The organism is Streptomyces sp. WMMB 322, from assembly GCF_900090145.1.
Lineage (GTDB): Bacteria > Actinomycetota > Actinomycetes > Streptomycetales > Streptomycetaceae > Streptomyces.
This window is the reverse complement of record NZ_FMHI01000004.1, coordinates 95964-119382: the sequence shown is the minus strand read 5'-3', so window position 1 is coordinate 119382 and position 23419 is coordinate 95964. Positions and strand designations below refer to the sequence as shown.

The following is a 23419-nucleotide window of genomic DNA, read 5'->3' as shown; positions in this document are numbered from 1 at the left end:
CATCTCTTCCGGGTGCTCACCAACGGCACACCGACACTTGCCGGAACAAGGAGAAGGTCCGCCGTGATTCCTTGCGTACGGTGCCGAATCCGGTGCCGTACGCGGTGCCGTATGCGGTGCGAACCCGGTGGCGGGCTTCCCGCCGCGGACGGGCGGGCCGTGCACGGGCGCCTTGCGCGGGGTGCGGCGCGGCGCCGCGAGACCCCCCGCGCAAGGCGCACGGCGGCGCCGTCTAAAGTGGCGTGGTACGCGCGAGCCTTACGGAACGTGCACCGTTCCCGCTCGCATCTCATGTAGTGATCAGGGGTGTTCGTGACGGCCGTCGGATCCCGTCCTGCGGGGGTGCTCGAGACCAGCACCGTGGACCGGTCGTTCCCCGCCCGGCTCAAGGCGTATGTCGCGCTGACCAAGCCCCGCATCATCGAACTGCTTCTCATCACCACGATCCCGGTGATGTTCCTCGCCGCGCAGGGCGTGCCCGACCTTCTGCTGGTGCTGACCACCTGCATCGGCGGCTACCTCTCCGCGGGCGGCGCCAACGCGCTGAACATGTACGTCGACCGGGACATCGACGCGCTGATGCACCGCACCGAGAAGCGTCCTCTCGTGACGGGAGCCGTCACCCCGCGCGCGGGACTGATCTTCGGGCTGAGCCTGGCGGTCGTCTCCACGCTGTGGTTCGGACTGCTCGTCAACTGGCTCTCGGCCGCGCTCTCCCTGGGGGCGCTGCTCTTCTACGTCCTCGTCTACACGATGGTGCTCAAGCGGCGCACTTCGCAGAACATCGTCTGGGGCGGCATCGCCGGCTGCATGCCCGTCCTGATCGGCTGGTCGTCGGTGACGAACGAGGTCAGCTGGGCCGCCGTCATCCTCTTCCTCGTCATGTTCTTCTGGACGCCGCCGCACTACTGGCCGCTGTCGATGAAGGTGCGCGAGGACTACGCGCGCGTCGGTGTGCCGATGCTCCCCGTCGTCGCGACGAACTCGGCGGTCGCGCGCCAGATCGTGCTCTACAGCTGGGTGATGGTCGCGGTCTCGCTGATGCTGTGGCCGCTGGGCTACGTCGGGTGGTTCTACACCGGGGTCGCCCTGGCCTCGGGCGGCTGGTGGCTCTGGGAGGCGCACGCGCTGCTGGCGCGGGCCAAGTCCGGGGCCAAGGGCGCGAAGCTGAAAGAGATGCGCCTCTTCCACTGGTCGATCACTTACGTCTCGCTGCTCTTCGTGGCCGTCGCGGTCGACCCCTTCCTGCGCTGAGGCCCGGGCCGGTTTCCCCGCGGCGGGGCGGACTTTCGCGGGCACGTGTGCCCGCCGGGCCCGGCAGTCCGGCACCCTTGTGCATGCGTGAGGGCCCGGACCAGTGACGGTGGTCCGGGCCCTCACCGTTCCCCGGCGGAACGTCTGGGGTGAGTGCGCCGCGTCAGGCGCGGGCGGGGGTGCCGCCTTCGAGCTGGATGCCCGCCATGCGGTTCCACTCGTAGGGACCCGTCTTCATCTTCTCGGCCATCTCGCCGGCGAAGGACTCGTGCACGGTGATGCCCGCCTGCTCCGTGGCCTGCCGGGCCGTCTCGACCGAGGGCGCCATCAGGTCGCCCCAGCCGCCGTCGGCGCCGACGAGGGCGATACGGGCGCCGGACTGTCCCACGTAGGCGATCTGTCCTTCGGCGCTGCCGCCGTGCCGCTGCGCGAACGCGGTGATCTCCTTGGCGAGCCTGGCCGCCCGCTTGCTGCTGTCTGCCATGCCCTGATGCTACCGGCGGGTAGTCGGTGCGGCCACAGCGTCCACGGGCGCGAGACCCACGCCACACGGTCCGCGATTCCCCGCGGCCCCGCCGGGCCTGCCATTGCACTGACATCTTTCCCGGGGCCCGGGCCTGGGCCCGGGCAGGCGGTTTCCGCTGGTCAGGCCCCGGCGTCCCCGCAAGCCGCGGGGACGCACCGGCGTACACGGGGTCCACAGCGGTCCTGCGTCGGGTGCGAGGAGCAGCACGGCGACCGCGATGAGCCGCAGCCGTTGTGACCCTTGTGTGCCATGACCTGCCCTCCTCTCCCGTTCACGGTCGGTTCGTGCAAGAGTTGCCTGCCGGATGGAGACGGCTGACAGCGAAGTCCCAGAAGACCTCCTCCGGCTTCCTGTCCTCCTCACGGGCCCTTTGCGCAACTCGTCGGCAAGAGACAGGCACACCAAGGACGGTGACCCATGGCGGACATCGCCATGACCGCGACGTTCCTCGCCGTGACCGGCGGGGCGTCGCTGCTGGCCGTCACCGCCCGCCGCCTGCGTCCCACCGACCGGCTGCCGTCCTTGGAAGGCTGGGCGCTGGCCGACAGAAGCCTCGGCCCCGTGTGGACCTGGATGCTGCTCGGCGGCACGATCTTCACCGCCTACACCTTCACCGCCGTACCGGGACTGGCGTACGGAAACGGGGCCCCCGCCTTCTTCGCAGTGCCCTACACGGTGTTCGTCTGCCCGCTCGCCTTCGTCCTGCTGGCCCGCCTGTGGGCGGTCGCCCGCCGCCACGGCTACGTCACCGTCGCCGACTTCGTGCGCGGCAGGTACGCATCGCCGCCGCTCGCCCTGGCGGTGGCTCTGACCGGGATTCTCGCGACGATGCCGTATCTGGCGCTTCAACTGCTCGGCATCCGCGCGGTGCTCACCGCCGGGGGCGTCCATGCGCGGGGCGTCGGCGGGGATCTGGTGATGGTGGCGCTCTTCGCGGGCCTCGCGATGGCGACGTACCGGCACGGGCTGCGTGCGCCGACGGTCATCTCGGCGTTCAAGGCGGTGGCGGTCTTCGTCTCGCTCACCGCCGTGTGCTGGCTGGTCCTCGCGCGCCTCGGCGGACCCCGCGCCGTCTTCGACGGTGCGGCGCGACGGCTCGGCGGGACCGGCGTGGCGGATTCCGCCCTGTTCCTCTCGCCCGAGCACCAGCCCGCCTACGCCACGCTCGCACTGGGTTCGGCTCTGGCACTGCTGATGTATCCGCATGTGCTCACTGCCGGGTTCGCCGCCGACGGCCCGCGCACCCTTCGCAAGGTCTCAGTGGCACTGCCCGCCTGGACCGGGCTGCTCGCCCTCTTCGGCTTCCTGGGCATAGCCGCACTCGCCATGGGCGTACGAACTCCCCAGGGAGGCGCCGAGGCTGCCGTACCGATGCTGGTCGACAGGCTGATGCCGGGAGCGCTGGCCGGGCTGGTGTTCGGGGCGATCACCGTGGGCGCTCTGGTTCCGGCGGCCGTGATGTCGATAGCGGCCGCGACCTCCTTCGTACGAAACGTGTACGTCGAGTACGTCCATCCGACCGCCACGCCGAAACGTCAGGTGCGCACAGCCAAGGCCGTCTCGCTGACCGCGAAGGCGGGGGCTGTGGCGTTCGTTTTCGGGCTGCGCGACCAGGACGCCATCAACCTCCAACTGCTCGGCGGCGTATGGGTGCTTCAGACCTTCCCGGCCGTGGCCGTCGGCCTTTTCACGCGCTGGCTGCATCCCCGGGCGCTGCTGGCCGGATGGGCGGCGGGCATGGCGGCCGGCACGTTCCTGGTGGTGCGCAAGGGGTTCTCTTCGGTCGTGTCCCTCGGGAGCGCCGGGGCGTCGCTGGAGATCTACGCCGGTCTGGCCGCCCTCCTGCTCAACCTGGTCGTCGCGGTGGCCGGCACCGTGGCCCTCGAACGGTTCGGGGTCCCGCGCGGTGGCGACCTCACCGACCTGCCCTCCCGCCTCACCGGCAGGCGGAGTCCCGAGACGGGAGCGAACAACCCGTGAGACGCAGACAGCACCCACCGGGGACCGTGGCGGAGGCCGACCCGGCAGTCGTCCCCGGGGCACGCACCCCACGGGCCACCACCGGCGGCGACACGCCCGGCTCCCCGCCGGCCGACGGCCAGGTGCTTCCCCCCTCGGCGAACGATCCGGCCGATATCGAGCGGGAGGCCGCCCTGGCCCGGCTCTTCGAGCTGCACTACGCCTCGATGCTGCGCTTGGCCGTCCTGCTGGGCGCGGACGACCCGGAGAACGTGGTGGCCGAGGCGTACTACCAGATCTACCGGAAGTGGCGGCGACTGCGGGACGCGCAGGCGGCCGAGGCGTATCTGCGCTCCACCGTGTGCAATCTGGTCCGCATGCGTATCCGCCACCTCCAGGTCGTGCGCAAGCACGAGGAGAGCCCGCCGGGCGAGATCGTCGCCTCGGCCGAGAGCACCGCGCTCCTCCGTGACGACCAGCGCGTACTGATCGACGCCTTGCAGCAACTGCCCGCCCGGCAGCGCGAGGCGCTGGTCCTGCGACACTGGCTCGGCCTGAAGGAGAGCGAAATAGCGGCCGCGATGGGGATCTCCTGCGGATCGGTCAAGACTCACACCGCACGCGGCATCGCCGCCCTGACCAGGACGATGGAGGCCCGGCGATGAACGAGATGTCACCGGACCGGACCGAACAGCCGGAACCGGCAGAGCTGACAGAGCCGGAGCAGTCGGAGCCGGCGGCGCTGACGGAACTGACGGAACTGACGGAACTGACGGAACTGACGGAGGAGCACCGCACGGAGCAGGCGCTGCGCGAAGCGCTGGGCCTGCTGGCCGGAGGGGTACGCGCCGACCCCGACGCGTACCGCACGGCGCGGAGCGACTGGCTGCGCCGCGAACGCCGTCGCCGCCTCGTACTCGCGGTACTGATCGCGGTCGTCTTCACCCTCACCACGCTGATCGGCCTCTGGGTCCTCAACCAGGCCCCGTCCGACCCGGACCTCATCTTCTCGGACGGTCACCACGGGGGTGGCCACGCGAACGCGGCCGGGTGAGGCCGGGCCGGAGACGCGGGAGAACCCCGGCGGGGACCGGGGGACCGGGGGACCGGAGATCGGGGACCGGCAGGCACTCCGGAATCTCCCGGAATCTCCCGGAATCTCCCGGAATCTCCCGGGAACTCAGGAAGAGGAAGGCCCGAGCCGGTCGGCCAGCGTGGCAAGCGCCTCCCTGCCCACCAGATCTCCCGGCAGCAGCGGCACGTCGAGCAGCGGTACGTCCGGGACCTGCTGCCGCAGCCGGGCCAGGTGCTGGTCCTCCTGCCTCCGGCGCCGGGCGAGCAGTTCACCGGCGTCCGCCGGTGAACGCCGGTTGGCGACGAGTGCCGCCACGTCGACGCCGAGACCGGTGAGCTTCTCGTACATCTCCATGGTCTCGGCGATCGGGAGCAGCTCGGCGGTCAGCACGACCACGAACCCGGTCCGCGCCGAGTCCGTCACCACCTCGCGCAGCCTGGAGAAGCGGTTGCGGCGACGCAGCAGGATCCGGCGCAGCTCGGCGTCGCGGTCGGTCTCCTCGCTGCCGCCGAGACCGCGCACAGCGGCGCCGAACCGCTCGGACCGGTCACGGTTGGCGAGCAGGGTCTCGGTCCAGGCGGTGAGTTGCTCGGGCAGCGCGAGCAGCCGCAGCGTGTGGCCGGACGGGGCGGTGTCGAAGACGACCAGGTCGTACGCCTCCTCCGCGAGCTCCACCGCCTCGGCGATCCGCTCCAGCACCGCCGACTCGTGGGTGCCGGGCGCCTGCCGAGCCAGCTCCAGGTGCCGGGCGGCCGGTGCGTGCATCCGCTCGGGGAGCAGCCGCCGCATGGTCCCGGCGACCGCAGACAGGTGCTGCTCGACCGTGCGCTCCGGGTCGATCTCCAGCCCGTCGACGTGACCCGCTGTCCCCGGCACGGCCCCCGCCCCGGGCTCGGGGACTGCGGGACCGGCGAGACGCACGGGCTCGTCGCCCACTGGGCGGTCCCAGAGGTGGCCGAGGTTGTGGGCGGGATCGGTGGAGACGAGCAGCACACGGGCGCCCGCCCCGGCACGGCCGAGGGCGAGCGCCGCGGCGATGGACGTCTTGCCGACCCCGCCCTTGCCGCCGACGAACACGACCCTGCGCGAGGTGATGACGTCTAGCAGCATCCGACATGCTCCAGCGGGGAGCGGTCCATGCCCATCCGGCGGTGCCATGCGTGGAAGTCCTCGTAGAGGGCGGGCATCAGCTCGGCGGTGTAGTACGCCGCCGGGTCGGGCACGCCCAGTGCCTCCGCGAGGACGACCATCCGGAAGAGGTCGTCCTCCTCGCGCCGGGCGCGGGCGAAGGTACGCCGGTAGGGCCCGGCGTAGAACTCCTCCAGCCCGGCCCGGAGCGAGGCCCAGCGGAACTTCATCCCTTCAGCTCGGCCTTCTCGGTCACATCGGCGTCAAGGGCCTCCTGCGGCTCCTGGGACGCCCGCCGCATCGCGACGACCGCCTCGAAGGCGACCCACAGGGCGGCGACGATGATGACGACGTCGATGGTCAGCAGCAGCCAGTCCCGCGCGTCGTAGAGATCGCCGAGCTGCACGAGCGCGGCCCAGAACGCCATCGCGAACACGACTGCGAGCGGCACCAGCGCAGGTGCCGGGTTGCGCCGCTTGCGTATCAGCATGACCGCGACGACGGCCAGCGTCAGGGAGGCCAGAAGCTGGTTGCTGGTGCCGAACAGCGGCCAGATACGCAGTCCGCCGGCGCCCTCTGCGCCCTGGCTGAAGGTGAGTCCCAAACCGGCCGCGAGCGCGATGAGGGTGCCCGCGCCATTGTTGATCTTCACCTTTGCGGCCTCGCCGGCCTCCTGGACGACGAAGCGCAGCAGACGCAGGCCGGTGTCCATGGTGGTGGCGGCGAACAGGATCGCCATGGTGGCCAGCACCGTCGAGCTCAGCGAGGCCGGCAGGCCCAGGCCGCTCTGGACGATCGCTCCGCCGCCGTCGACGAACGGCGCGACGCCGGCCTCGCCGAAGGCGCCGTAGACGGCCTTCCAGTCGGCCAGGGTGCGGTAGCCCGCGACGGCGGCGGTGATCGCGCCGAGCGCGAGCATGCCCTCGCCGACCGCGCCGAAGTAACCGACGAAGCGGGCGTCGGTCTCCTTGTCCAGCTGCTTCGAGCTGGTGCCCGAGGAGACCATCCCGTGGAACCCGGAGATCGCGCCGCACGCGATGGTGACGAAGAGCAGCGGCACGAGATCCGGGGTGCCCGCGGGCACGGCGTCGTTGACGGCCGGCGCGACGATCGTCGGGGCGCTCAGCAGCACCCCGGCGAACAGGATGCCGAGCCCGACGAAGAGCTGGACGCCGTTGATGTAGTCACGCGGCTGGAGCAGCACCCACACGGGCAACAGGGAGGCTATGCCGGCGTAGACGAAGAGGGCCACGATCCAGAAAGTCGCGGGGGACATGCCCAGGATCGGATCGGGCAGCTCCACCGGGACGGCGTCACCGAGGAGGATCAGGCCGTAGAGCGCCGCGACGCCGACCACGGTGACCAGGCCGAGGCTCATCTTGTAGCGGTAGACCGCCTGGCCGACCAGCAGCGCCACCGCGACCGCTCCCCAGGCGGGGATCACCGCCGAGGGATTGGAGAGCAGCAGGTCCTTGATGACCACCGCGAAGGCCGCGACCACCATCAGGAGCAGCAGGAAGATCACGACGAGGAAGAGGTGCGCGCCCCGGCGGCCGATGTAGCGGCCGGAGAGCGCGCCCACCGAGCGGCCCTTGTTGCGCGCCGAGGCCCACAGGGCGCCCAGGTCGTGCATGCCCGCGAAGAAGACCGTGCCGAGGGTGACCCACAGGAACGCGGGCAGCCAGCCCCAGATCACGGCGATGGCGGGGCCGACGATCGGCGCCGCGCCTGCGACCGAGGTGAAGTGGTGGCCCCACAGCACGAACTTGTTGGTCGGGACGTAGTCCACTCCGTCCTGCAGCTCATGCGCGGGCGTCTTGTAGGACGCGTCAAGCTTGTAGACCCGGTTGCCCAGGTATTTCGAGTAGAGGAGATATCCGCCCGCGAACATCGCAAGGCCGATCAACAGCAGTGGAAGTGCATTCATACGAGACGCCCCTTGAGTTCTGGGAGATGGAGCCGCTGCCCTGCACGAGATGTGCACCTGACAGGCGGACAGCGGGGAGGGTGCGGCGTGGCCCTCCCCGGCCGGGGGAGGCCGGCGGCCGGAACGGAACACCGGGCGCCTGCGTCTGTCCTGTACGGCTCGGCGGCGTACCCGGACACGGTGTGCTGCGTCAGGGCGGACCTGCCGTGGCAGCGGCAGAGCTTGCCCGCCACGGCCGCACGGGCCACGGCCGCACGGGCCACGGCCACACGCACCCCGCCGGAGTCGTCGGCCGACGTCCGGCTCGGCGTGAGTCCGTACCCGCTGTCTGCCACTGGTGCCCCCTGCCTCTTGCACGGATGCCGCGAGCCGGCTCCCGGCGGTTCGCTACAGAGTTGCCGAGGGGCCCGATTCGGTTGACAGGAGATTCCGGCGAGTGCCGGGCGGCGGGCCATGACGTGTGTCATCGCCCACGGAAGCGGGCGGCAGAGGAGGGGGCGGCTCCGAGATCGGCGCGCGCCCGGCGGACAGGCCCTAAGGCTGTGGGGTGGCCGCGGAGGCGGACCGGTCCCGCTCTTCGTCCGCCCTGGCCGGACCGGGAAGCCGGTCCTCACCGGTGCGAGCGGGGTCGTCGCCGGGCTGCTGCGCGGTGCCCTCTGCTGCATGCGGGACGTCGGGGACGCCCGGGGGAAGTCCCCGCTCGCGCAGCGACAGCAGCAGCCGCAGCACCGCGATCCACACCAGGGCCGACCCCAGCAGATGCAGCCCGACCAGCACCTCGGGCAGGTCGGTGAAGTACTGCACGTAGCCGATGACTCCCTGCGCGAGCAGGACGACAAGAAGCTCACGGGTGCGCCGCCGCGGGCCTGCCGGGGCCTGTGAGACACGCAGCACGAGCCACACCGCCAGCGTCAGCGCGACGACGATCCACGCCAGGGCGGCGTGCGCCTGGGCCGCCGTCTGCGGGTCGACGGGCATGCGAGGAACCTTGCTGCTGTCGCCCGCGTGCGGCCCCGCGCCCGTGACGACGGTGCCCGCCGCCACCAGCAGACCGGCCGCCACGACAAGCGCCCGCACCAGCCTCTTGACCGTCGTGCCCGCCAGCGGACGCGGTGGTGTGTCGCCTTCGCCGGCGCGCAGCCAGGTCAGGGTGGCGACGGTGAGCAGCCCGGTGGCGAGCATGAAGTGGCCCGCGACCGTGTAGGGGTTGAGTCCGGTCAACACGGTGACGCCGCCGATGACCGCGTTGCCCATCACGATCCAGAACTGCGACCAGGCCAGCCGGCTCAGGCGGCGGCGGCGCGGTTTCGCGGAGCGCGCCGCGACGATGGCCCAGCCGACGGCGGCGCTCAGCACGTACGTCAGCAGGCGGTTGCCGAATTCGATCGCCCCGTGCACGCCCATCTCCGAGGTGGCGTACAGGCTGTCGCCGGTGCACTTGGGCCAGGTGTCGCAGCCCAGTCCGGAGCCGGTCAGCCGCACGGCGCCGCCGGTGACGATGATGAGGACGCTCATCACGAGCGCGGAGAGCGCAGCCCGCCGGACGGTGGCCGGTGCGGGCGTCCAGCGCTTGGCGACGTACGCGATCGGGTTGCGTACGAGTTCGGTCAGGTTCGGCACGGGATGCACGGCAGACATCGTACGGGCGAGCTTGTGCGCGCATTCACGAGGGGCCCGGAGTCAGGCTCAGGGCGGGTGAAGCTGAAAGACGTCAGCGGTTCCGCTGGAGGGGCAGTGCCTCCCGCCGGGTCACTCCCACTTGAAGAAGCGTGCCGCGGCGCCCGTACCCGCCATGGCCCACACGGCCAGCACGCCCAGGTTCTCCCAGGGCACGCCGGCACCGTGCTGGAGCACCTCGCGCAGACCGCCGGAGAGCGCGGAGACGGGCAGCAGGCCCAGCACGCCCTGCGCAGCCTCCGGGAACCGGTCGAGCGGCACGATGACGCCGCCGCCCACCAGCAGCAGGATGAAGATCAGGTTCGCCGCAGCGAGGGTGGCCTCCGCCCGCACCGTCCCCGCGAGCAGCAAACCGAGACCGGAGAACGCGGCCGTCCCCAGGACCAGCAGCAGCGCGACCGCGAGCAGGCTCCCGCGCGGCGACCAGCCCAGCCCGAGAGCGATCGCGGTCAGCAGCAGCACCTGCAGCGCCTCGACGACCAGCACCGAGCAGGTCTTGGCGGCCATCAGCCCCCACCGCGGCAGCGGCGAGACGCCGAGCCGTTTGAGCACTCCGTAGCGGCGCTCGAAGCCGGTGGCGATGGCCTGGCCGGTGAAGGCGGTCGAGAGCACGGCCAGCGCCAGGATGCCGGGGGCGAGGAATCCGATGCGCGAGCCCCCGCCCAGTCCGACGACGTCGACGGAGCTGAAGAGCACGAGCAGCAGGGCGGGGATGACGACGGTGAGCAGCAGCTGTTCGCCGTTGCGCAGCAGCATCCGGGTCTCGAGCACGGCCTGGGCGCCGATCATGCGGACCACGGGGGCCGCCCCGGGCGCGGGGGTGAAGGTGCCGGCGCTCACGATCGAAGCTCCTTGCCGGTGAGTTCGAGGAAGACGTCCTCAAGCGTGCGGCGCTCGACCGAGATGCGGTCGGGCATGACGCCGTGCTGTGCGCACCAGGAGGTGACCGTGGCCAGCAGCTGCGGGTCGACGGTGCCGGTGACGCGGTAGCCGCCCGGGACGAGTTCGGCGGCGGCGGTGTTGTCGGGGAGCGCCTTGAGCAGCGAGGCCAGATCCAGGCCGGGGCGTCCCGTGAAGCGCAGGGAGTTCTCGGCGCCGCCGCGGCACAGTTCGTCCGGCGATCCCTGGGCGACGATGCGGCCGCCGTCGATGATGACGACGTCGTCGGCGAGCTCCTCGGCCTCGTCCATGTGGTGTGTCGTGAGGACGACGGTGACGCCGTCGGTGCGCAGCGACCGCACCAGGTCCCACGTGGCGCGGCGTGCCTGAGGGTCGAGTCCGGCGGTCGGCTCGTCGAGGAAGACCAATTCGGGCCGTCCCACGACGGCCATGGCGAGGGAGAGCCGCTGCTGCTGCCCGCCGGAGAGGCGCCGGTAGGGGGTGCGGCCGCAGCCGCCGAGGCCGAGGGCGTCGACGAGGGCGCCGGTGTCCAGGGGGTTCGCGTGCAGCCGGGCCATGTGGGCCAGCATCTCCTCGGCTCGGGCACCCGAGTACACGCCGCCGCTCTGCAGCATGACGCCGATGCGGGGACGCAGCCGGGACGCCTGGGCGACGGGGTCGAGCCCGAGTACCCGCACGGTGCCGGCATCCGGTCTGAGGTAGCCCTCACAGGTCTCGACAGTGGTGGTCTTCCCGGCGCCGTTGGGGCCGAGGAGCGCTGAGACCGTGCCGTACGGGACGGACAGGCCGAGACCGTCGACTGCCGTCTTCCTGCCGTACCGCTTCACCAGACCCGCGACTTCGAGGGCCCCACCGCTTCCCATACGGGCGAGTCTAGGGATTCCCAAGTGCCTTCCGTGGCCGGGGGTTGAGATGTGTGACCGGTCCCGACGGTGTGGTGCGCGGGGCGGCGGCCGTATGCGGGAAGTAAGGCTCCCCTTACGTGACGCAGGACATTGAGCCAGGTCAGGAGGTGGCTTGCCGCGCCCCGAGGAATTACGCAACAATGACGTTGTGAAAAAGACGGCTGAGGGACACGAGACGCGATCGGCGGCCGGAGCGGCCGCCGGCGGTTCGTCCGTGCCCGGTCCGGCCGGGCACTCCACGGCCTCCGGAGGCCACGACGAGCAGCAGGGCACGCGCAACAAGGTGGCCCGGTCGATCCTCGACCACGGGCCGTCCACCGCCGCCGAGCTGGCACTGCGTCTGGGGCTCACCCAGGCGGCCGTACGCCGGCACCTCGACTCGCTCCTCGGTGAAGGGGTCGTCGAGCCGCGCGAGAAGCGGGTCTACGGCTCGCGGGGCAGGGGCCGGCCCGCCAAGGTCTTCGCACTCACCGACTGCGGCCGGGACGCCTTCGAACAGGACTACGACAATCTGGCCGCCGATGCCCTGCGCTGGATAGCGCAGAGCGCCGGCGGCGGCGAGCGCGGCGACGCCGCCGTGGCGGACTTCGCGCGCGCTCGCGCGGCGGCGCAGGCCGAGCAGTACAGGCGCGAGTTGGAGCGGGTTCCGCCCGAGGAGCGCACGCGGGCGCTGGCCGATGCACTGACCAAGGACGGGTACGCTGCCACTGCGCGCAGTGCGCCCGCCTCCGCCGGAGGCACGGCCGCGGGCGAGCAGCTCTGCCAGCACCACTGCCCGGTGGCGCACACCGCCGAGCAGTTCCCGCAGCTGTGCGAGGCGGAGACGGAGGTCTTCTCCCGCCTGCTCGGCACGCATGTCCAGCGGCTGGCGACGATCGCCCACGGGGACGGGGTGTGCACCACCTTCGTCCCGAACAGCCACCCCGCATCCGCCGCGGAGGGGCACCGGGGCGGATCCCCGTCGCAGCCCCGGACCGTCACACGGACCAGCAGCAAGACCGCCGGCAGGCCCGCCGGTGAGAACCCGAGCAGGACGAGCAAGACGAACAAGCACGCAAGCAAGACCGACAACAGCAAGACCAGGGCGAGCAACGCCACCACAGCACCTGCGAACACCGCCGGGAGGAACCCCGCATGACCTCTCCTACGGAGACTGCTCACCCCGAGCTCGAAGGGCTGGGCAAGTACGAGTACGGCTGGGCCGACTCCGACACGGCCGGTGCCGCGGCCAAGCGCGGTCTCTCCGACGAGGTCGTCCGCGACATCTCGGGGAAGAAGAACGAGCCGGAGTGGATGCTCAAGCTCCGCCTGAAGGGCCACCGGCTCTTCGAGAAGAAGCCCATGCCCAACTGGGGTTCGGACCTCTCGGGCATCGACTTCGACAACATCAAGTACTTCGTCAGGTCCACGGAGCAGCAGGCCCAGACCTGGGACGACCTGCCCGAGGACATCAAGAACACCTACGACAAGCTCGGCATCCCCGAGGCGGAGAAGCAGCGCCTCGTCGCCGGTGTCGCGGCGCAGTACGAGTCGGAGGTCGTGTACCACCAGATCCGTGAGGACCTGGAGGAGCAGGGCGTCCTCTTCCTGGACACCGACACGGCGCTGCGCGAGCACCCGGAGATCTTCCAGGAGCACTTCGGCACCGTCATCCCGCCCGGTGACAACAAGTTCGCCGCGCTCAACACCGCGGTGTGGTCGGGCGGTTCGTTCATCTACGTGCCGCCGGGCGTGCACGTCGACATCCCGCTCCAGGCCTACTTCCGCATCAACACCGAGAACATGGGCCAGTTCGAGCGGACGCTGATCATCGTCGACGAGAACGCCTACGTGCACTACGTCGAGGGCTGCACGGCTCCGATCTACAACTCGGACTCGCTGCACTCCGCCGTCGTCGAGATCATCGTCAAGAAGGGCGGCCGCTGCCGCTACACGACGATCCAGAACTGGTCGAACAACGTCTACAACCTGGTCACCAAGCGTGCGGTGGCCTACGAGGGCGCGACCATGGAGTGGGTCGACGGCAACCTCGGCTCGAAGGTGACGATGAAGTACCCGGCCGTCTACCTGATGGGCGAGCACGCCAAGGGCGAGACGCTCTCGGTCGCCTTCGCGGGTGAGGGCCAGCACCAGGACGCGGGCGCGAAGATGGTGCACATGGCGCCGCGCACGTCCTCCAACATCGTCTCCAAGTCGGTGGCCCGCAGCGGTGGACGTACCTCCTACCGCGGTCTGATCGAGGTCGCCGAGGGCGCCGAGGGCTCGAAGTCCAACGTGCTGTGCGACGCGCTGCTGGTGGACACGGTCTCCCGCTCGGACACCTATCCCTACGTCGACGTCCGCGAGGACGATGTGACGATGGGTCACGAGGCCACGGTCTCCAAGGTCAGCGACGACCAGCTCTTCTACCTGATGAGCCGGGGCCTGTCCGAGGACGAGGCGATGGCGATGATCGTCCGCGGGTTCGTCGAGCCCATCGCGAAGGAACTCCCGATGGAGTACGCGCTGGAGCTCAACAGGCTCATCGAGCTGCAGATGGAGGGCGCGGTCGGCTAGCCGCCCGCCGGCGGGCACCGTCCTTCCAGCCCTGCGCTCGGGCTGCGAGCGCGCAACCGTTTCGCACGTCACCGGACGTGGCGGAGCCGGAGAGGCATCCGGCACCGCGCACGTCCGGGGCCGGGCGAGGAGACCGAAGGCAGAAAGAGAGCACGACGACAGCTATGGCTGAGGCTCAGAAGATTCCAGCGGGTTCCACCGCCGAGGGCGGCGTCGCGGTGGCAGCTGAGTCCACCGTCGCCACCCGGATGAGCGCACCGCCCTCCTTCGACGTGGCGGACTTCCCCGTGCCGCACGGCAGGGAGGAGGAGTGGCGCTTCACACCGCTCGAGCGGCTCAGGGGGCTGCACGACGGCACGGCCGAGGCGTCGGGCTCCCTCAAGGCCGAGGTCGACGCGCCGGAAGGCGTGACGATCGAGACGGTCGGACGTGACGACTCGCGGATCGGCCGGGCGGGTACGCCGGTCGACCGGGTCGCCGCACAGGCGTTCACCTCCTTCGAGAAGGCCTCGGTCGTGACCGTGCCCAAGGAGGCCGTGCTGAAGGAACCGGTGCGGGTCTCCCTGCACGGTGAGGGCGGCGTCAGCTACGGGCACACCGTCTTCGAGGTGAAGGAGTTCGCCGAGGCGGTCATCGTCATCGACCACACCGGCGACGCGGTGCGGGCGGCCAACGTCGAGTTCGTCGTCGGCGACGGCGCAAAGCTGACCGTCGTCTCCGTGCAGGACTGGGACGATTCGGCCGTCCACTGCTCCCAGCACAACGCTCTGGTCGGCAGGGACGCCACCTTCAAGTCGGTCGTGGTCACCTTCGGCGGCGACGTCGTGCGGCTCCACCCCCGCGTGAACTACACGGGCCCAGGCGGCGAGGCCGAGTTCTACGGCCTGTTCTTCACCGACAACGGCCAGCACCAGGAGCACCGCCTCTTCGTCGACCACGACAGGCCCAACTGCCGCAGCAACGTGGTCTACAAGGGCGCTCTGCAGGGTGAGGAGGCGCACGCCGTCTGGATCGGCGACGTGCTGATCCGCGCTGCCGCCACCGGCACCGACACCTACGAGCTGAACCGCAACCTCGTCCTGACGGACGGCGCGCGGGTCGACTCGGTGCCCAACCTCGAGATCGAGACCGGTGAGATCGTGGGGGCGGGCCACGCCTCGGCCACCGGCCGCTTCGACGACGAGCAGCTGTTCTACCTCCAGGCCCGGGGCATTCCGGAGCATGAGGCGCGGCGGCTGGTCGTGCGGGGCTTCTTCGCCGAACTCGTCCAGCAGATCGGACTGCCGGACGTGGAGAAGCGCCTCATCGAGAAGATCGAGGCGGAGCTGGAGGCGTCCGTATGAGCGGTGGCGAAGGCTTCGTGAGGGTCGCGTCGCTCGGCGAGCTGGAGGACGACACCCCCAAGCGGGTGGAGCTCGAAGGCGTGCCGGTCGCTCTCGTCCGTACCGAGGGAGAGGTGTTCGCGGTCAACGACATCTGCTCGCACGCGAACGTCTCGCTGTCCGAGGGCGAGGTCGAGGACTGCCAGATCGAGTGCTGGCTGCACGGCTCCAGTTTCGACCTGCGAACGGGCAAGCCCTCCGGCCTGCCCGCGACCCGCCCCATCCCCGTATACCCCGTAAGAATCGAAGGCGACGGCCCCGACGCGGCCGTGCTCGTCTCCGTCACACAGGAGTCCTGAAGTCCCCATGGCAACGCTTGAGATCAACGACCTGCACGTCTCCGTCGAAGCCGAGAACGGCCCGAACGAGATCCTGCGCGGCGTCGACCTGACCGTGAAGCAGGGCGAGACGCACGCGATCATGGGGCCGAACGGTTCCGGCAAGTCCACGCTCGCCTACTCGCTGGCGGGCCACCCCAAGTACACCGTCACCGGCGGCTCGGTGACCCTGGACGGCGAGGACGTCCTGGAGATGGCTCCGGACGAGCGCGCCCGTGCCGGCGTCTTCCTCGCCATGCAGTACCCGGTCGAGGTGCCCGGTGTCTCCGTCTCCAACTTCCTGCGTACGTCGGCGACGGCGCTGCGCGGCGAGGCGCCCAAGCTGCGGCTGTGGGTGAAGGAGGTCAAGGAGGCCATGGAGCGCCTTCAGATCGACCCGTCCTTCGCCGAGCGGAACGTCAACGAGGGCTTCTCCGGCGGTGAGAAGAAGCGGCACGAGATCCTCCAGCTGGAGCTCCTCAAGCCGAAGATCGCGATCCTCGACGAGACCGACTCCGGCCTCGACGTGGATGCGCTGCGGGTGGTCTCCGAGGGCGTCAACCGCGTCCGTGAGAGCGGCGAGGTCGGCACCATGCTGATCACCCACTACACGCGCATCCTGCGTTACATCAAGCCCGACCACGTGCACGTCTTCGCCAAGGGCCGGATCGCCGAGTCCGGCGGCCCCGAACTGGCCGACAAGCTCGAGGAAGAGGGCTACGAGGCATACGTGAAGGGGGGCGCCGCTTCGTGAGCAACGTGACGCTTCCGGGTCTGCTCGACACCGAGGCGATCCGCAAGGACTTCCCCATCCTGGACCGCACGGTCCACGGCGGGCAGAAGCTCGTGTACCTGGACAACGCGGCGACCTCCCAGAAGCCGCGCCAGGTGCTCGACGCGATGAGCGACTACAACGAGCGGCACAACGCCAATGTGCACCGCGGTGTCCACGTCCTCGCCGAGGAGGCCACGGCGCTGTACGAGGGCGCACGCGACAAGGTCGCGGCGTTCATCAACGCGCCCAGCCGTGACGAGGTGGTCTTCACCAAGAACGCCTCCGAGTCGCTCAACCTCGTTGCCAACATGCTTGGCTGGGCGGACGAGCCCTACCGGGTGGAGCACGACACCGAGATCGTCATCACGGAGATGGAGCACCACTCCAACATCGTTCCCTGGCAGCTGCTTTCGCAGCGCACGGGCGCGAAGCTCAAGTGGTTCGGCCTCACCGACGACGGCCGCCTCGACCTGTCGGACGTCGAGGAGGTCATCACCGAGAAGACCAAGGTCGTCTCGTTCACGCTCGTCTCCAACATCATGGGCACGATCAACCCGGTCGAGACGATCGTCCGCCGCGCCCAGGAGGTCGGCGCGCTCGTCGTCGTCGACGCCTCGCAGGCGGCGCCGCACATGGTGCTGGACGTGCAGGCGCTGCAGGCCGACTTCGTCGCCTTCACCGGGCACAAGATGTGCGGTCCGACGGGCATCGGCGTGCTGTGGGGACGGCAGGAGCTGCTGGACGACCTGCCGCCCTTCCTCGGTGGCGGCGAGATGATCGAGACGGTCACGATGCACGCCTCGACCTACGCGCCCGCCCCGCACAAGTTCGAGGCGGGCACGCCTCCGATCGCGCAGGCGGTCGGTCTCGGCGCGGCGGTCGACTACCTGTCGTCCATCGGCATGGAGCGCATCCAGGAGCACGAGCACGCGCTGACCGCGTACGCCGTGGAGAGGCTGAGCCGGATTCCCGGCCTGCGCTTCATCGGTCCCACGACGGCCGAGGACAGGGGCGCGGCGATCTCCTTCACGCTCGGGGACATCCACCCGCACGACGTGGGCCAGGTCCTGGACGAGCAGGGCATCGCCGTCCGTGTCGGCCACCACTGCGCACGGCCCGTCTGTCTGCGGTACGGAATTCCTGCGACCACGCGGGCGTCGTTCTATCTGTACTCCATGCCGGCCGAGGTGGATGCCCTGGCCGAGGGTGTGGAACACGTACGGAACTTCTTCGCCTAGCGCGGCCGCAGAGGACTGGACGGACGGACTGACTCGTGAAGCTGGACTCCATGTACCAGGAAGTGATCCTGGACCACTACAAGAACCCGCACGGCAAGGGCCTGCGGGAGGGCGACGCGGAGGTGCACCACGTCAACCCCACGTGCGGTGACGAGATCACCCTGCGTGTGCGTTACGACGGTGAGACGATCCGCGACGTCAGCTACGAGGGCCAGGGCTGCTCCATCAGCCAGGCCAGTGCCTCGGTGCTCAACGAGCTGCTGGTCGGCAAGGAGCTCGGTGAGGCACGCACCATCCAGGAGACCTTCCTGGAGCTGATGCAGTCCAGGGGACAGCTCGAGCCGGACGACGCCATGGAGGGCGTGCTGGAGGACGCCGTCGCCTTCGCCGGGGTCTCGAAGTACCCGGCGCGTGTGAAGTGTGCTCTGCTGAGCTGGATGGCATGGAAGGACGCCACCGCCCAGGCGCTGGGCGAGGACTCGGTAAAGGAGAAGACCGCATGACCGAGACCACCGCGAAGCCCGCGAGCGAGGAAGAGGTCCGTGAGGCTCTGCTCGACGTCGTCGACCCGGAGCTGGGCATCGACGTCGTCAACCTGGGCCTGATCTACGGGGTCCACGTCGACGAGTCGAACGTGGCCACGATCGACATGACGCTCACCTCGGCGGCCTGCCCGCTCACGGACGTCATCGAGGACCAGGCGAAGTCCGCGACCGAAGGCATCGTGAACGAGCTGAAGATCAACTGGGTCTGGATGCCCCCGTGGGGCCCGGACAAGATCACCGACGACGGACGCGATCAGCTGCGGGCGCTGGGCTTCAACGTCTGAGCGGCGCCGCTGACGCGGCTTCCGCCATGTCTGCAGGCGGACCGGCGTGACTCCGACGGCCATGGCCCCACGATGACGGGGCCGTGGCCGTTTTCTGCGTCAGGTCATCGTCGACGCCCACGGCCCCTGCGGGGTGTGGCCCCGGGGCGCTTCGCCGGGCTCGGCGCCGGCGCGTCGACACCTGGCAGGGCGGCGGGAAGTCCTCCGGGTGGTTCCGGAGGACCCGCAGGCCGGGTTTCTGCGTGCCGCGGTCGCGCAGGTCCCTGGTGGAAATCTGTGACTGAACGCCATGGTGCGCGGAATGTCGTGTACGAGCGTACACATGGTTGTGTACGCTCGTACACATGGTCTATGTGACGCTTGCCGGTGCGATCCTCGCCGAGGTGCTGGGCACCACCGCCATGAAGTACAGCGACGGCTTCAGCAAGCTGTGGCCCTCGCTGATCACCGGCATCGGCTACCTGGTGGCCTTCGCCCTCCTCGCCCAGACGCTGAAGTCGATGGCCGTCGGCACCGCCTATGCCATCTGGGCCGGCGCAGGCACCGCCGCCATCGCCGCGATCGGCATCGTCTTCGTCGGCGAGTCCGTCACGGCCGCGAAGATCATCGGCATCGTGCTGGTCATCGCCGGCGTGGTCGTGCTCAACCTCGGGGGTATCCACTGATGGCGCGGCGGTACGACCCGGAGCGACGCGAGCGCATCATCGACGCGGCTATCCGGATCGTCGAGCTCAAGGGCATCGGTGCCCTCAGCCACCGCACGGTCGCCGCCGAGGCCGGTGTGCCGCTCGGATCGACCACATACCACTTCGCCGGCCTCGACGACCTGCTGGTCGCCTCCCTGGAGCAGGTCTGCGGCGGGCCTCGCGGCGCCATGAAGGACTGGGAGGAGGTTCTGGCCGCGCAGGCGCAGCCCGTGGCGCAGGGCAGCGCGGCGGAGGGGCCGGGGCCGCAGAAGCGCAGGCCCCTCGCCGATGTGCTCACGGATCTCATGGAGGAGTACGCGCACGGCGGCCGCGGGCGTATCCGCCTTGAGTACGAGCTCTACCTCGCGGCGTTGCGGCGTCCTGCTCTCCAGCCAGTGGCCGCGGCCTGGCTGGACGAGATGGTCGAGGTCATCGGCAGGCACACGGCGGACGTCGCCACGGCCCGCGTCCTGGTCGCCCTCATCGACGGCCTGCTGCTGCAACTGCTGCTGACCGACAGGCCGTTCGACCGCCGGGCGGTGCGGTCGACGCTCGCGCGTGTCACCGGCGAGACCTGAGACGCGGGCCGATGCGTCTTCCAGGGGCCGGGACCGGTTGGCACCGCCGGTGCGCGGGCCGATAACGTGCCCGGCATGACGCAAGCAGCCACCACAACCCGTACGACCGGCGCCGTCGGCGTCGGGCTCGCCACGATCTCCCGGGGGAGCGACGGCGAAGAGACCGTCCTCGACACCTGGTTCCCCGCCCCCGAGCTCGTCGACGAACCCGGCGGGCCCGCCGGGAGCGAACGCCTCACCCCCGAGCGCGCCGCCGAGGCCCTGGGCGAGGCGGCGCCGAAGGCGCTGGGTGCCGACCCGGTGCGTGGCGTCGAGATCGTGGCCGTGCGCACGGTGATCGGTTCGCTCGACGACAAGCCGGCCGACACCCACGACGTGTACCTGCGGCTGCATCTGCTCAGCCACCGCCTCGTGCGCCCGCACGGGCTGAACCTGGAAGGCCAGTTCGGGCTGCTCGCCAACGTCGCCTGGACGAACCTCGGCCCCGTCGCCGTCGACAGGCTGGAGCAGGTGCGGCTGGCGGCGCGAGCCTCGGGCAAGCACCTGAGCGTCACCAGCGTCGACAAGTTCCCGCGCATGACGGACTACGTCGTGCCGAAGGGCGTCCGCCTCGCCGACGCCGACCGTGCCCGCCTCGGGGCGCACCTGGCCGAAGGCACCACCGTGATGCACGAGGGGTTCATCAACTTCAACGCCGGCACCCTCGGAACGTCCATGGTGGAGGGCCGCATCAGCGCCGGAGTCGTCGTCGGCGACGGCTCCGACATCGGCGGCGGCGCCTCGATCATGGGCACCCTCTCGGGCGGCGGCAAGCAGACGATCGCCATCGGCGAGCGCTGCCTGCTGGGCGCAGAGGCCGGCATCGGCATCTCACTCGGCGACGACTGCATCGTCGAGGCCGGGCTGTACGTCACGGCCGGTACGCGTGTGTCGCTGCCCGACGGGACGATCGTCAAGGCACTGGAGCTCTCCGGCGCGGACAACCTGCTCTTCCGGCGCAACTCCACGACCGGGAAGGTCGAGGTCATCCAGCGCAGCGGCTCCTGGGGCGGGCTGAACGAGGCGCTGCACAGCCACAACTGAGCCGACCTCCGCGCGCCTTCGGGCGCCTCCGCGCGTCTTCGGGCACCTCGGCGGCCGGCAGCGGGCCCGCTGCCGGCGCCGCCGTCGTCCGTCATGGCCGCCGCTCGCATCCCCGGCCCGCCTTCGGCCGCACAGCGCGGTTCCCGGTCCGGTGCGCGGGCGCACCGCACCCACCGTCACCGCCGTGAAGTGTGCGGGCGCACCCGGGGGCTCCGCTGGACCGCCATCAGGGCCATGTCGTCGGCCGACGCGCCGCCCGTATGCGTCTGTACGTCCACGAGCACCGCGTCGAGGAGCGTCTCCGGATCGGCGAAGGCGCGCCCCGCGAACGCCTTGTCCGGTTCGAAGAACCGGCCGTTGCGGTCCCGCGCCTCGGACAGGCCGTCCGTGTAGAGGAGGAGCTGCGTGCCCCGCGGGAAGGGGACCTCGTCGGTGCAGTCCGCTCCCTTGCCCGGGACCAGCCCGGACATGCCGAGAGGCAGGGCGGCCTCGCTCGGTTCGAGGAAGCGTGTGCTGCCGTCGGCCGACAGCAGCAGCGGCGCCGGGTGACCGCGGTTGACGATGCGCAGCGTCTCGGGCTGTCCGGCGGGGATCTCGACGAGCGCGGCCGTGGTGAAGGCCTCGTCGTAGTGGCGGGTGTGCTGCCGCCGGCCCTCGCGGTGCAGGGCGTGCTCCAGGCGTGCGGCGACCGCCGAGAGGGACGTCTCCTGCTCCGCGGCCTCCCGGAAGGCCCCGATCACGACCACCACCGCCTCGACCGCGTCCATGCCCGCGCCGCGCACGTCCCCGACGATCAGCCGGAGGCCGTACGGGGTCTCCTGCACCGCATACAGGTCACCGCCGATGCGTGCGTCGATCTGCGCGGCCCGGTAGCGCGCCGCCACCTGGAAACCGCAGAGGCGGGAGGGCGGCACCGGCAGCACCGCGAACTGGGCGGCCTCGGCGATGGTCCGTGCGGAGAAGGCAGTGGCGCGGCTGTGTCGCAGGAGGCGGTTGATGACGACCGCCCCGAGTGACACGACGGCCGTCGAAGAGGTTTCGGCGATGTCCATCATTCCGGTGGACATCTCATCGAGTACACGCATGAGGGCGACGGACCCGACCGAGAACAAGCCGATCAAGGCGGTGCCGATGGTCGAGAAGAAGGGAGCGGCAACGAGGGGCGCCGCACAGAAGAGGGCGGAACCGGTCAGCGTGGGAGCCGTGACCAGGTCCAGACCCACGGCGACGAGAACCATCACGACGGGCAGCGGGAGGATCATGCGGCGCACGCGCGCCTGGGCGGTGAAGCGGCCCTCGCGCGTGATCCGCCCGCCCCACCTGTCCGCCTGCCGCTCTCTCCCGCTCTGCAGCGCCCGTTCCCTGGTCTGCTCCCGCACCCTCCCAATGTGGCCGGTCTCCCCGGGGACGGCCAGCCGCGGTGGCCCAGGTGCGTGCCCGGACGGGACCGGCCGCCGGCCGGTGATCCGGCGCCGGAGACCGCCGGTGGCCGCGGGAAGGGTTCGCGTTCGGTTCGGCGCTGGCTTCCTGCCGCACGGCGAGGGTGTCTCGGGTGTTGCCGTCCGGCGGTTGCCGGCGCCGGCGATGCTCCCCTCCATGGGCTGCCCAGCTCCCGCATCTCATGCAGCGCCTCGGGCCGGGGCGGGCCGGGGCGGTTCTCCACGGGCCGGCCACGAGTCGCGGGCCGCCGGCCGTAATCCGGCTGATCGGACGTGGGGGAGCCGGTGAGAATGGGGCATGGTCTGGACGACGACGCGGGACATGGAGGCCTTCGAGGAAGCCGCGGGAGCCTTCCTGTGCTCCCGTCCCGCCGAGCACACGCTTCTGCTGACTCTCGTGGAGCGCCTGCGCCATCAAGGACCGAGCGCCCTGGGTGACCTCCCGGCGGAGTTCGGGTGGTGGACCGGGAGGGACGGCGTTTCCGGCGCGTTCCTGCGCACTCCGCCCCGTGGCCTCATCCTGACCCGGCTGCCCGATGCCGCCCACCGTCCGCTGGCAGAGGCGTACCGCCGGGACAGGTCCTGGCCGGCCGGGGTCTTCGGGCCCGAGGCGGCAGCGCTGGGCTTCGCCGGCACGTGGGCCGGCGTCACCGGAGCCGGCTGGAGCATGCGGCGCCGTGAACGCCTCTACCGCCTGGGCCGGTTGCTGCCACCCGCCGTCCCGCCGAACGGTTCCGGGCGCGCCGCGCGGGAGGCCGACCGGGCGCTGCTCGTCGAGTGGTGGGCAGAGTTCGACCGCGAGCTGGCCCGGCCCCATCAGCACGACCCCGGCCGCGCGGTGGAGGAGCGCCTGTCCTATGGCGGGCTGACGCTCTGGGAGGACGGCGGGCAGCCGGTGGCGTTGGCGGGGCTGAGCCGGACCGCGGCAGGTATGGCGCGGATCGGCCCGGTCTTCACGCCCCGTCGGCTGCGCGGCCGCGGCTATGCCTCCGCGGTCACCGCCACGGTGTCGCGGAGTGCTCTGGCGGCAGGCGTGCGGGACGTGCTGCTTTTCACCGACCTGGCCAACCCCACCAGCAACGGCCTTTACCAGCGCATCGGTTACCGCAAGGTGGCGGACTACGCCGAGGTGGACTTCAGCTCCGGAGCCGGCGCCTGACCGGCTTCCCGCCCCCGCAGCGTGGT

Annotated in this window: 24 protein-coding genes; 16 read left to right on the top strand and 8 right to left on the bottom strand. The window is 70.7% G+C overall.

All coding sequences use genetic code 11. The features are described 5' to 3' along the window. Window positions 1-312: 312 nt before the first annotated feature. On the top strand, window positions 313-1254 hold the full coding sequence (locus H180DRAFT_RS08560; protein ID WP_055485612.1) for a heme o synthase: 942 nt from the start codon (window positions 313-315) through the stop codon (window positions 1252-1254). Between the two features lie 163 nt (window positions 1255-1417). On the opposite strand, the gene H180DRAFT_RS08555 is transcribed toward H180DRAFT_RS08560, so the two are convergent. Next, window positions 1418-1738: a hypothetical protein gene (locus H180DRAFT_RS08555; protein WP_055485394.1), complete on the bottom strand. Its 321-nt coding sequence runs from the start codon at window positions 1736-1738 to the stop codon at window positions 1418-1420. A gap of 459 nt (window positions 1739-2197) precedes the next feature. Between H180DRAFT_RS08555 and H180DRAFT_RS08550 the strand changes: the two genes are divergently transcribed. The 3 genes from H180DRAFT_RS08550 (at window position 2198) to H180DRAFT_RS08540 (ending at window position 4793) form a co-directional block, all read left to right on the top strand. After that, window positions 2198-3760: a sodium:solute symporter family protein gene (locus H180DRAFT_RS08550; protein ID WP_055485393.1), complete on the top strand. Its 1563-nt coding sequence runs from the start codon at window positions 2198-2200 to the stop codon at window positions 3758-3760. Between the two features lie 122 nt (window positions 3761-3882). Then, the gene (locus H180DRAFT_RS08545; protein WP_055485611.1) at window positions 3883-4404 is read left to right on the top strand and encodes a sigma-70 family RNA polymerase sigma factor; all 522 of its coding nucleotides are present in this window, start codon (window positions 3883-3885) and stop codon (window positions 4402-4404) included. Window positions 4405-4517: 113 nt separating this feature from the next. Beyond that, window positions 4518-4793, top strand: coding sequence for a hypothetical protein (locus H180DRAFT_RS08540; RefSeq protein WP_175437749.1), 276 nt, complete (start codon window positions 4518-4520; stop codon window positions 4791-4793). A 126-nt stretch (window positions 4794-4919) separates the two neighbouring features. Here the strand turns inward: H180DRAFT_RS08540 and H180DRAFT_RS08535 are convergent, their stop codons facing one another. From H180DRAFT_RS08535 to H180DRAFT_RS08510, 6 genes are all read right to left on the bottom strand, one after another. After that, complete coding sequence (locus H180DRAFT_RS08535; RefSeq protein WP_055485392.1) at window positions 4920-5924, bottom strand: ArsA family ATPase; 1005 nt, start codon at window positions 5922-5924, stop codon at window positions 4920-4922. Beyond that, on the bottom strand, window positions 5915-6172 hold the full coding sequence (locus H180DRAFT_RS08530) for a cory-CC-star protein (RefSeq protein WP_055485391.1): 258 nt from the start codon (window positions 6170-6172) through the stop codon (window positions 5915-5917). Before H180DRAFT_RS08530 ends, H180DRAFT_RS08535 begins: the two co-directional genes overlap by 10 nt. Beyond that, window positions 6169-7869, bottom strand: coding sequence for a carbon starvation CstA family protein (locus H180DRAFT_RS08525; RefSeq protein ID WP_055485390.1), 1701 nt, complete (start codon window positions 7867-7869; stop codon window positions 6169-6171). The genes H180DRAFT_RS08530 and H180DRAFT_RS08525 overlap by 4 nt, the downstream gene beginning before the upstream one ends. A 534-nt stretch (window positions 7870-8403) precedes the next feature. Continuing rightward, entirely contained in the window at window positions 8404-9507 is a 1104-nt protein-coding gene (locus H180DRAFT_RS08520) for a COX15/CtaA family protein (RefSeq protein ID WP_079099947.1), read from the bottom strand. Window positions 9508-9618: 111 nt separating this feature from the next. Next, the gene (locus H180DRAFT_RS08515; RefSeq protein WP_055485389.1) at window positions 9619-10386 is read right to left on the bottom strand and encodes an ABC transporter permease; all 768 of its coding nucleotides are present in this window, start codon (window positions 10384-10386) and stop codon (window positions 9619-9621) included. Then, on the bottom strand, window positions 10383-11309 hold the full coding sequence (locus H180DRAFT_RS08510) for an ABC transporter ATP-binding protein (protein WP_055485388.1): 927 nt from the start codon (window positions 11307-11309) through the stop codon (window positions 10383-10385). Before H180DRAFT_RS08510 ends, H180DRAFT_RS08515 begins: the two co-directional genes overlap by 4 nt. A gap of 256 nt (window positions 11310-11565) precedes the next feature. Between H180DRAFT_RS08510 and H180DRAFT_RS08505 the strand changes: the two genes are divergently transcribed. The 11 genes from H180DRAFT_RS08505 to dapD all read left to right on the top strand — a co-directional run bounded on the left by H180DRAFT_RS08505 (window position 11566) and on the right by dapD (window position 20795). Further along, a complete protein-coding gene (locus H180DRAFT_RS08505; protein ID WP_254665949.1) occupies window positions 11566-12489 on the top strand; it encodes a helix-turn-helix transcriptional regulator in 924 nt (307 codons plus the stop codon). Next, a complete protein-coding gene (gene sufB, locus H180DRAFT_RS08500) occupies window positions 12486-13907 on the top strand; it encodes a Fe-S cluster assembly protein SufB (RefSeq protein WP_055485386.1) in 1422 nt (473 codons plus the stop codon). The genes H180DRAFT_RS08505 and sufB overlap by 4 nt, the downstream gene beginning before the upstream one ends. A 164-nt stretch (window positions 13908-14071) precedes the next feature. Then, window positions 14072-15250 (top strand): Fe-S cluster assembly protein SufD, encoded by a 1179-nt coding sequence (sufD, locus tag H180DRAFT_RS08495; protein WP_055485385.1) that lies wholly within the window; start codon window positions 14072-14074, stop codon window positions 15248-15250. Further along, entirely contained in the window at window positions 15247-15588 is a 342-nt protein-coding gene (locus tag H180DRAFT_RS08490; protein WP_055485384.1) for a non-heme iron oxygenase ferredoxin subunit, read from the top strand. The genes sufD and H180DRAFT_RS08490 overlap by 4 nt, the downstream gene beginning before the upstream one ends. Before the next feature lie 7 nt (window positions 15589-15595). Next, the gene (gene sufC, locus H180DRAFT_RS08485; RefSeq protein ID WP_055485383.1) at window positions 15596-16360 is read left to right on the top strand and encodes a Fe-S cluster assembly ATPase SufC; all 765 of its coding nucleotides are present in this window, start codon (window positions 15596-15598) and stop codon (window positions 16358-16360) included. Continuing rightward, window positions 16357-17619, top strand: a complete 1263-nt coding sequence (locus tag H180DRAFT_RS08480; protein ID WP_055485382.1) for a cysteine desulfurase — start codon at window positions 16357-16359, stop codon at window positions 17617-17619. The genes sufC and H180DRAFT_RS08480 overlap by 4 nt, the downstream gene beginning before the upstream one ends. 35 nt (window positions 17620-17654) lie before the next feature. Next, the gene (sufU, locus tag H180DRAFT_RS08475; protein WP_055485381.1) at window positions 17655-18122 is read left to right on the top strand and encodes a Fe-S cluster assembly sulfur transfer protein SufU; all 468 of its coding nucleotides are present in this window, start codon (window positions 17655-17657) and stop codon (window positions 18120-18122) included. Beyond that, a complete protein-coding gene (locus tag H180DRAFT_RS08470) occupies window positions 18119-18448 on the top strand; it encodes a metal-sulfur cluster assembly factor (RefSeq protein ID WP_055485380.1) in 330 nt (109 codons plus the stop codon). The genes sufU and H180DRAFT_RS08470 overlap by 4 nt, the downstream gene beginning before the upstream one ends. Before the next feature lie 344 nt (window positions 18449-18792). Further along, a complete protein-coding gene (locus H180DRAFT_RS08465) occupies window positions 18793-19113 on the top strand; it encodes a DMT family transporter (protein WP_055485609.1) in 321 nt (106 codons plus the stop codon). Beyond that, window positions 19113-19712 carry a TetR/AcrR family transcriptional regulator gene (locus H180DRAFT_RS08460; RefSeq protein ID WP_175437740.1) on the top strand — a complete coding sequence of 200 codons (600 nt, stop codon included), beginning with the start codon at window positions 19113-19115 and terminating at the stop codon, window positions 19710-19712. Before H180DRAFT_RS08465 ends, H180DRAFT_RS08460 begins: the two co-directional genes overlap by 1 nt. Before the next feature lie 75 nt (window positions 19713-19787). Then, window positions 19788-20795 (top strand): 2,3,4,5-tetrahydropyridine-2,6-dicarboxylate N-succinyltransferase, encoded by a 1008-nt coding sequence (dapD, locus tag H180DRAFT_RS08455; protein ID WP_055485607.1) that lies wholly within the window; start codon window positions 19788-19790, stop codon window positions 20793-20795. Window positions 20796-20971: 176 nt separating this feature from the next. On the opposite strand, the gene H180DRAFT_RS08450 is transcribed toward dapD, so the two are convergent. Continuing rightward, window positions 20972-22174 (bottom strand): PP2C family protein-serine/threonine phosphatase, encoded by a 1203-nt coding sequence (locus H180DRAFT_RS08450; protein ID WP_254665934.1) that lies wholly within the window; start codon window positions 22172-22174, stop codon window positions 20972-20974. Between the two features lie 358 nt (window positions 22175-22532). Between H180DRAFT_RS08450 and H180DRAFT_RS08445 the strand changes: the two genes are divergently transcribed. Next, window positions 22533-23393, top strand: coding sequence for a GNAT family N-acetyltransferase (locus H180DRAFT_RS08445; RefSeq protein ID WP_055485379.1), 861 nt, complete (start codon window positions 22533-22535; stop codon window positions 23391-23393). Window positions 23394-23419 lie beyond the last annotated feature (26 nt).

Excerpts from the sequence above, each read along its gene's own strand:
- sufB (WP_055485386.1), top strand. The coding sequence starts at position 12,486 with ATGACCTCTCCTACGGAGACTGCTCACCCCGAGCTCGAAGGGCTGGGC.
- sufD (WP_055485385.1), top strand. The coding sequence starts at position 14,072 with ATGGCTGAGGCTCAGAAGATTCCAGCGGGTTCCACCGCCGAGGGCGGC.
- dapD (WP_055485607.1), top strand. The coding sequence starts at position 19,788 with ATGACGCAAGCAGCCACCACAACCCGTACGACCGGCGCCGTCGGCGTC.
- H180DRAFT_RS08550 (WP_055485393.1), top strand. The coding sequence starts at position 2,198 with ATGGCGGACATCGCCATGACCGCGACGTTCCTCGCCGTGACCGGCGGG.
- H180DRAFT_RS08465 (WP_055485609.1), top strand. The coding sequence starts at position 18,793 with ATGGTCTATGTGACGCTTGCCGGTGCGATCCTCGCCGAGGTGCTGGGC.
- H180DRAFT_RS08535 (WP_055485392.1), bottom strand. The coding sequence starts at position 5,924 with ATGCTGCTAGACGTCATCACCTCGCGCAGGGTCGTGTTCGTCGGCGGC.
- sufC (WP_055485383.1), top strand. The coding sequence starts at position 15,596 with ATGGCAACGCTTGAGATCAACGACCTGCACGTCTCCGTCGAAGCCGAG.
- H180DRAFT_RS08530 (WP_055485391.1), bottom strand. The coding sequence starts at position 6,172 with ATGAAGTTCCGCTGGGCCTCGCTCCGGGCCGGGCTGGAGGAGTTCTAC.
- H180DRAFT_RS08555 (WP_055485394.1), bottom strand. The coding sequence starts at position 1,738 with ATGGCAGACAGCAGCAAGCGGGCGGCCAGGCTCGCCAAGGAGATCACC.
- H180DRAFT_RS08510 (WP_055485388.1), bottom strand. The coding sequence starts at position 11,309 with ATGGGAAGCGGTGGGGCCCTCGAAGTCGCGGGTCTGGTGAAGCGGTAC.
- H180DRAFT_RS08460 (WP_175437740.1), top strand. The coding sequence starts at position 19,113 with ATGGCGCGGCGGTACGACCCGGAGCGACGCGAGCGCATCATCGACGCG.
- H180DRAFT_RS08490 (WP_055485384.1), top strand. The coding sequence starts at position 15,247 with ATGAGCGGTGGCGAAGGCTTCGTGAGGGTCGCGTCGCTCGGCGAGCTG.
- H180DRAFT_RS08470 (WP_055485380.1), top strand. The coding sequence starts at position 18,119 with ATGACCGAGACCACCGCGAAGCCCGCGAGCGAGGAAGAGGTCCGTGAG.
- H180DRAFT_RS08520 (WP_079099947.1), bottom strand. The coding sequence starts at position 9,507 with ATGTCTGCCGTGCATCCCGTGCCGAACCTGACCGAACTCGTACGCAAC.
- H180DRAFT_RS08445 (WP_055485379.1), top strand. The coding sequence starts at position 22,533 with ATGGTCTGGACGACGACGCGGGACATGGAGGCCTTCGAGGAAGCCGCG.
- H180DRAFT_RS08525 (WP_055485390.1), bottom strand. The coding sequence starts at position 7,869 with ATGAATGCACTTCCACTGCTGTTGATCGGCCTTGCGATGTTCGCGGGC.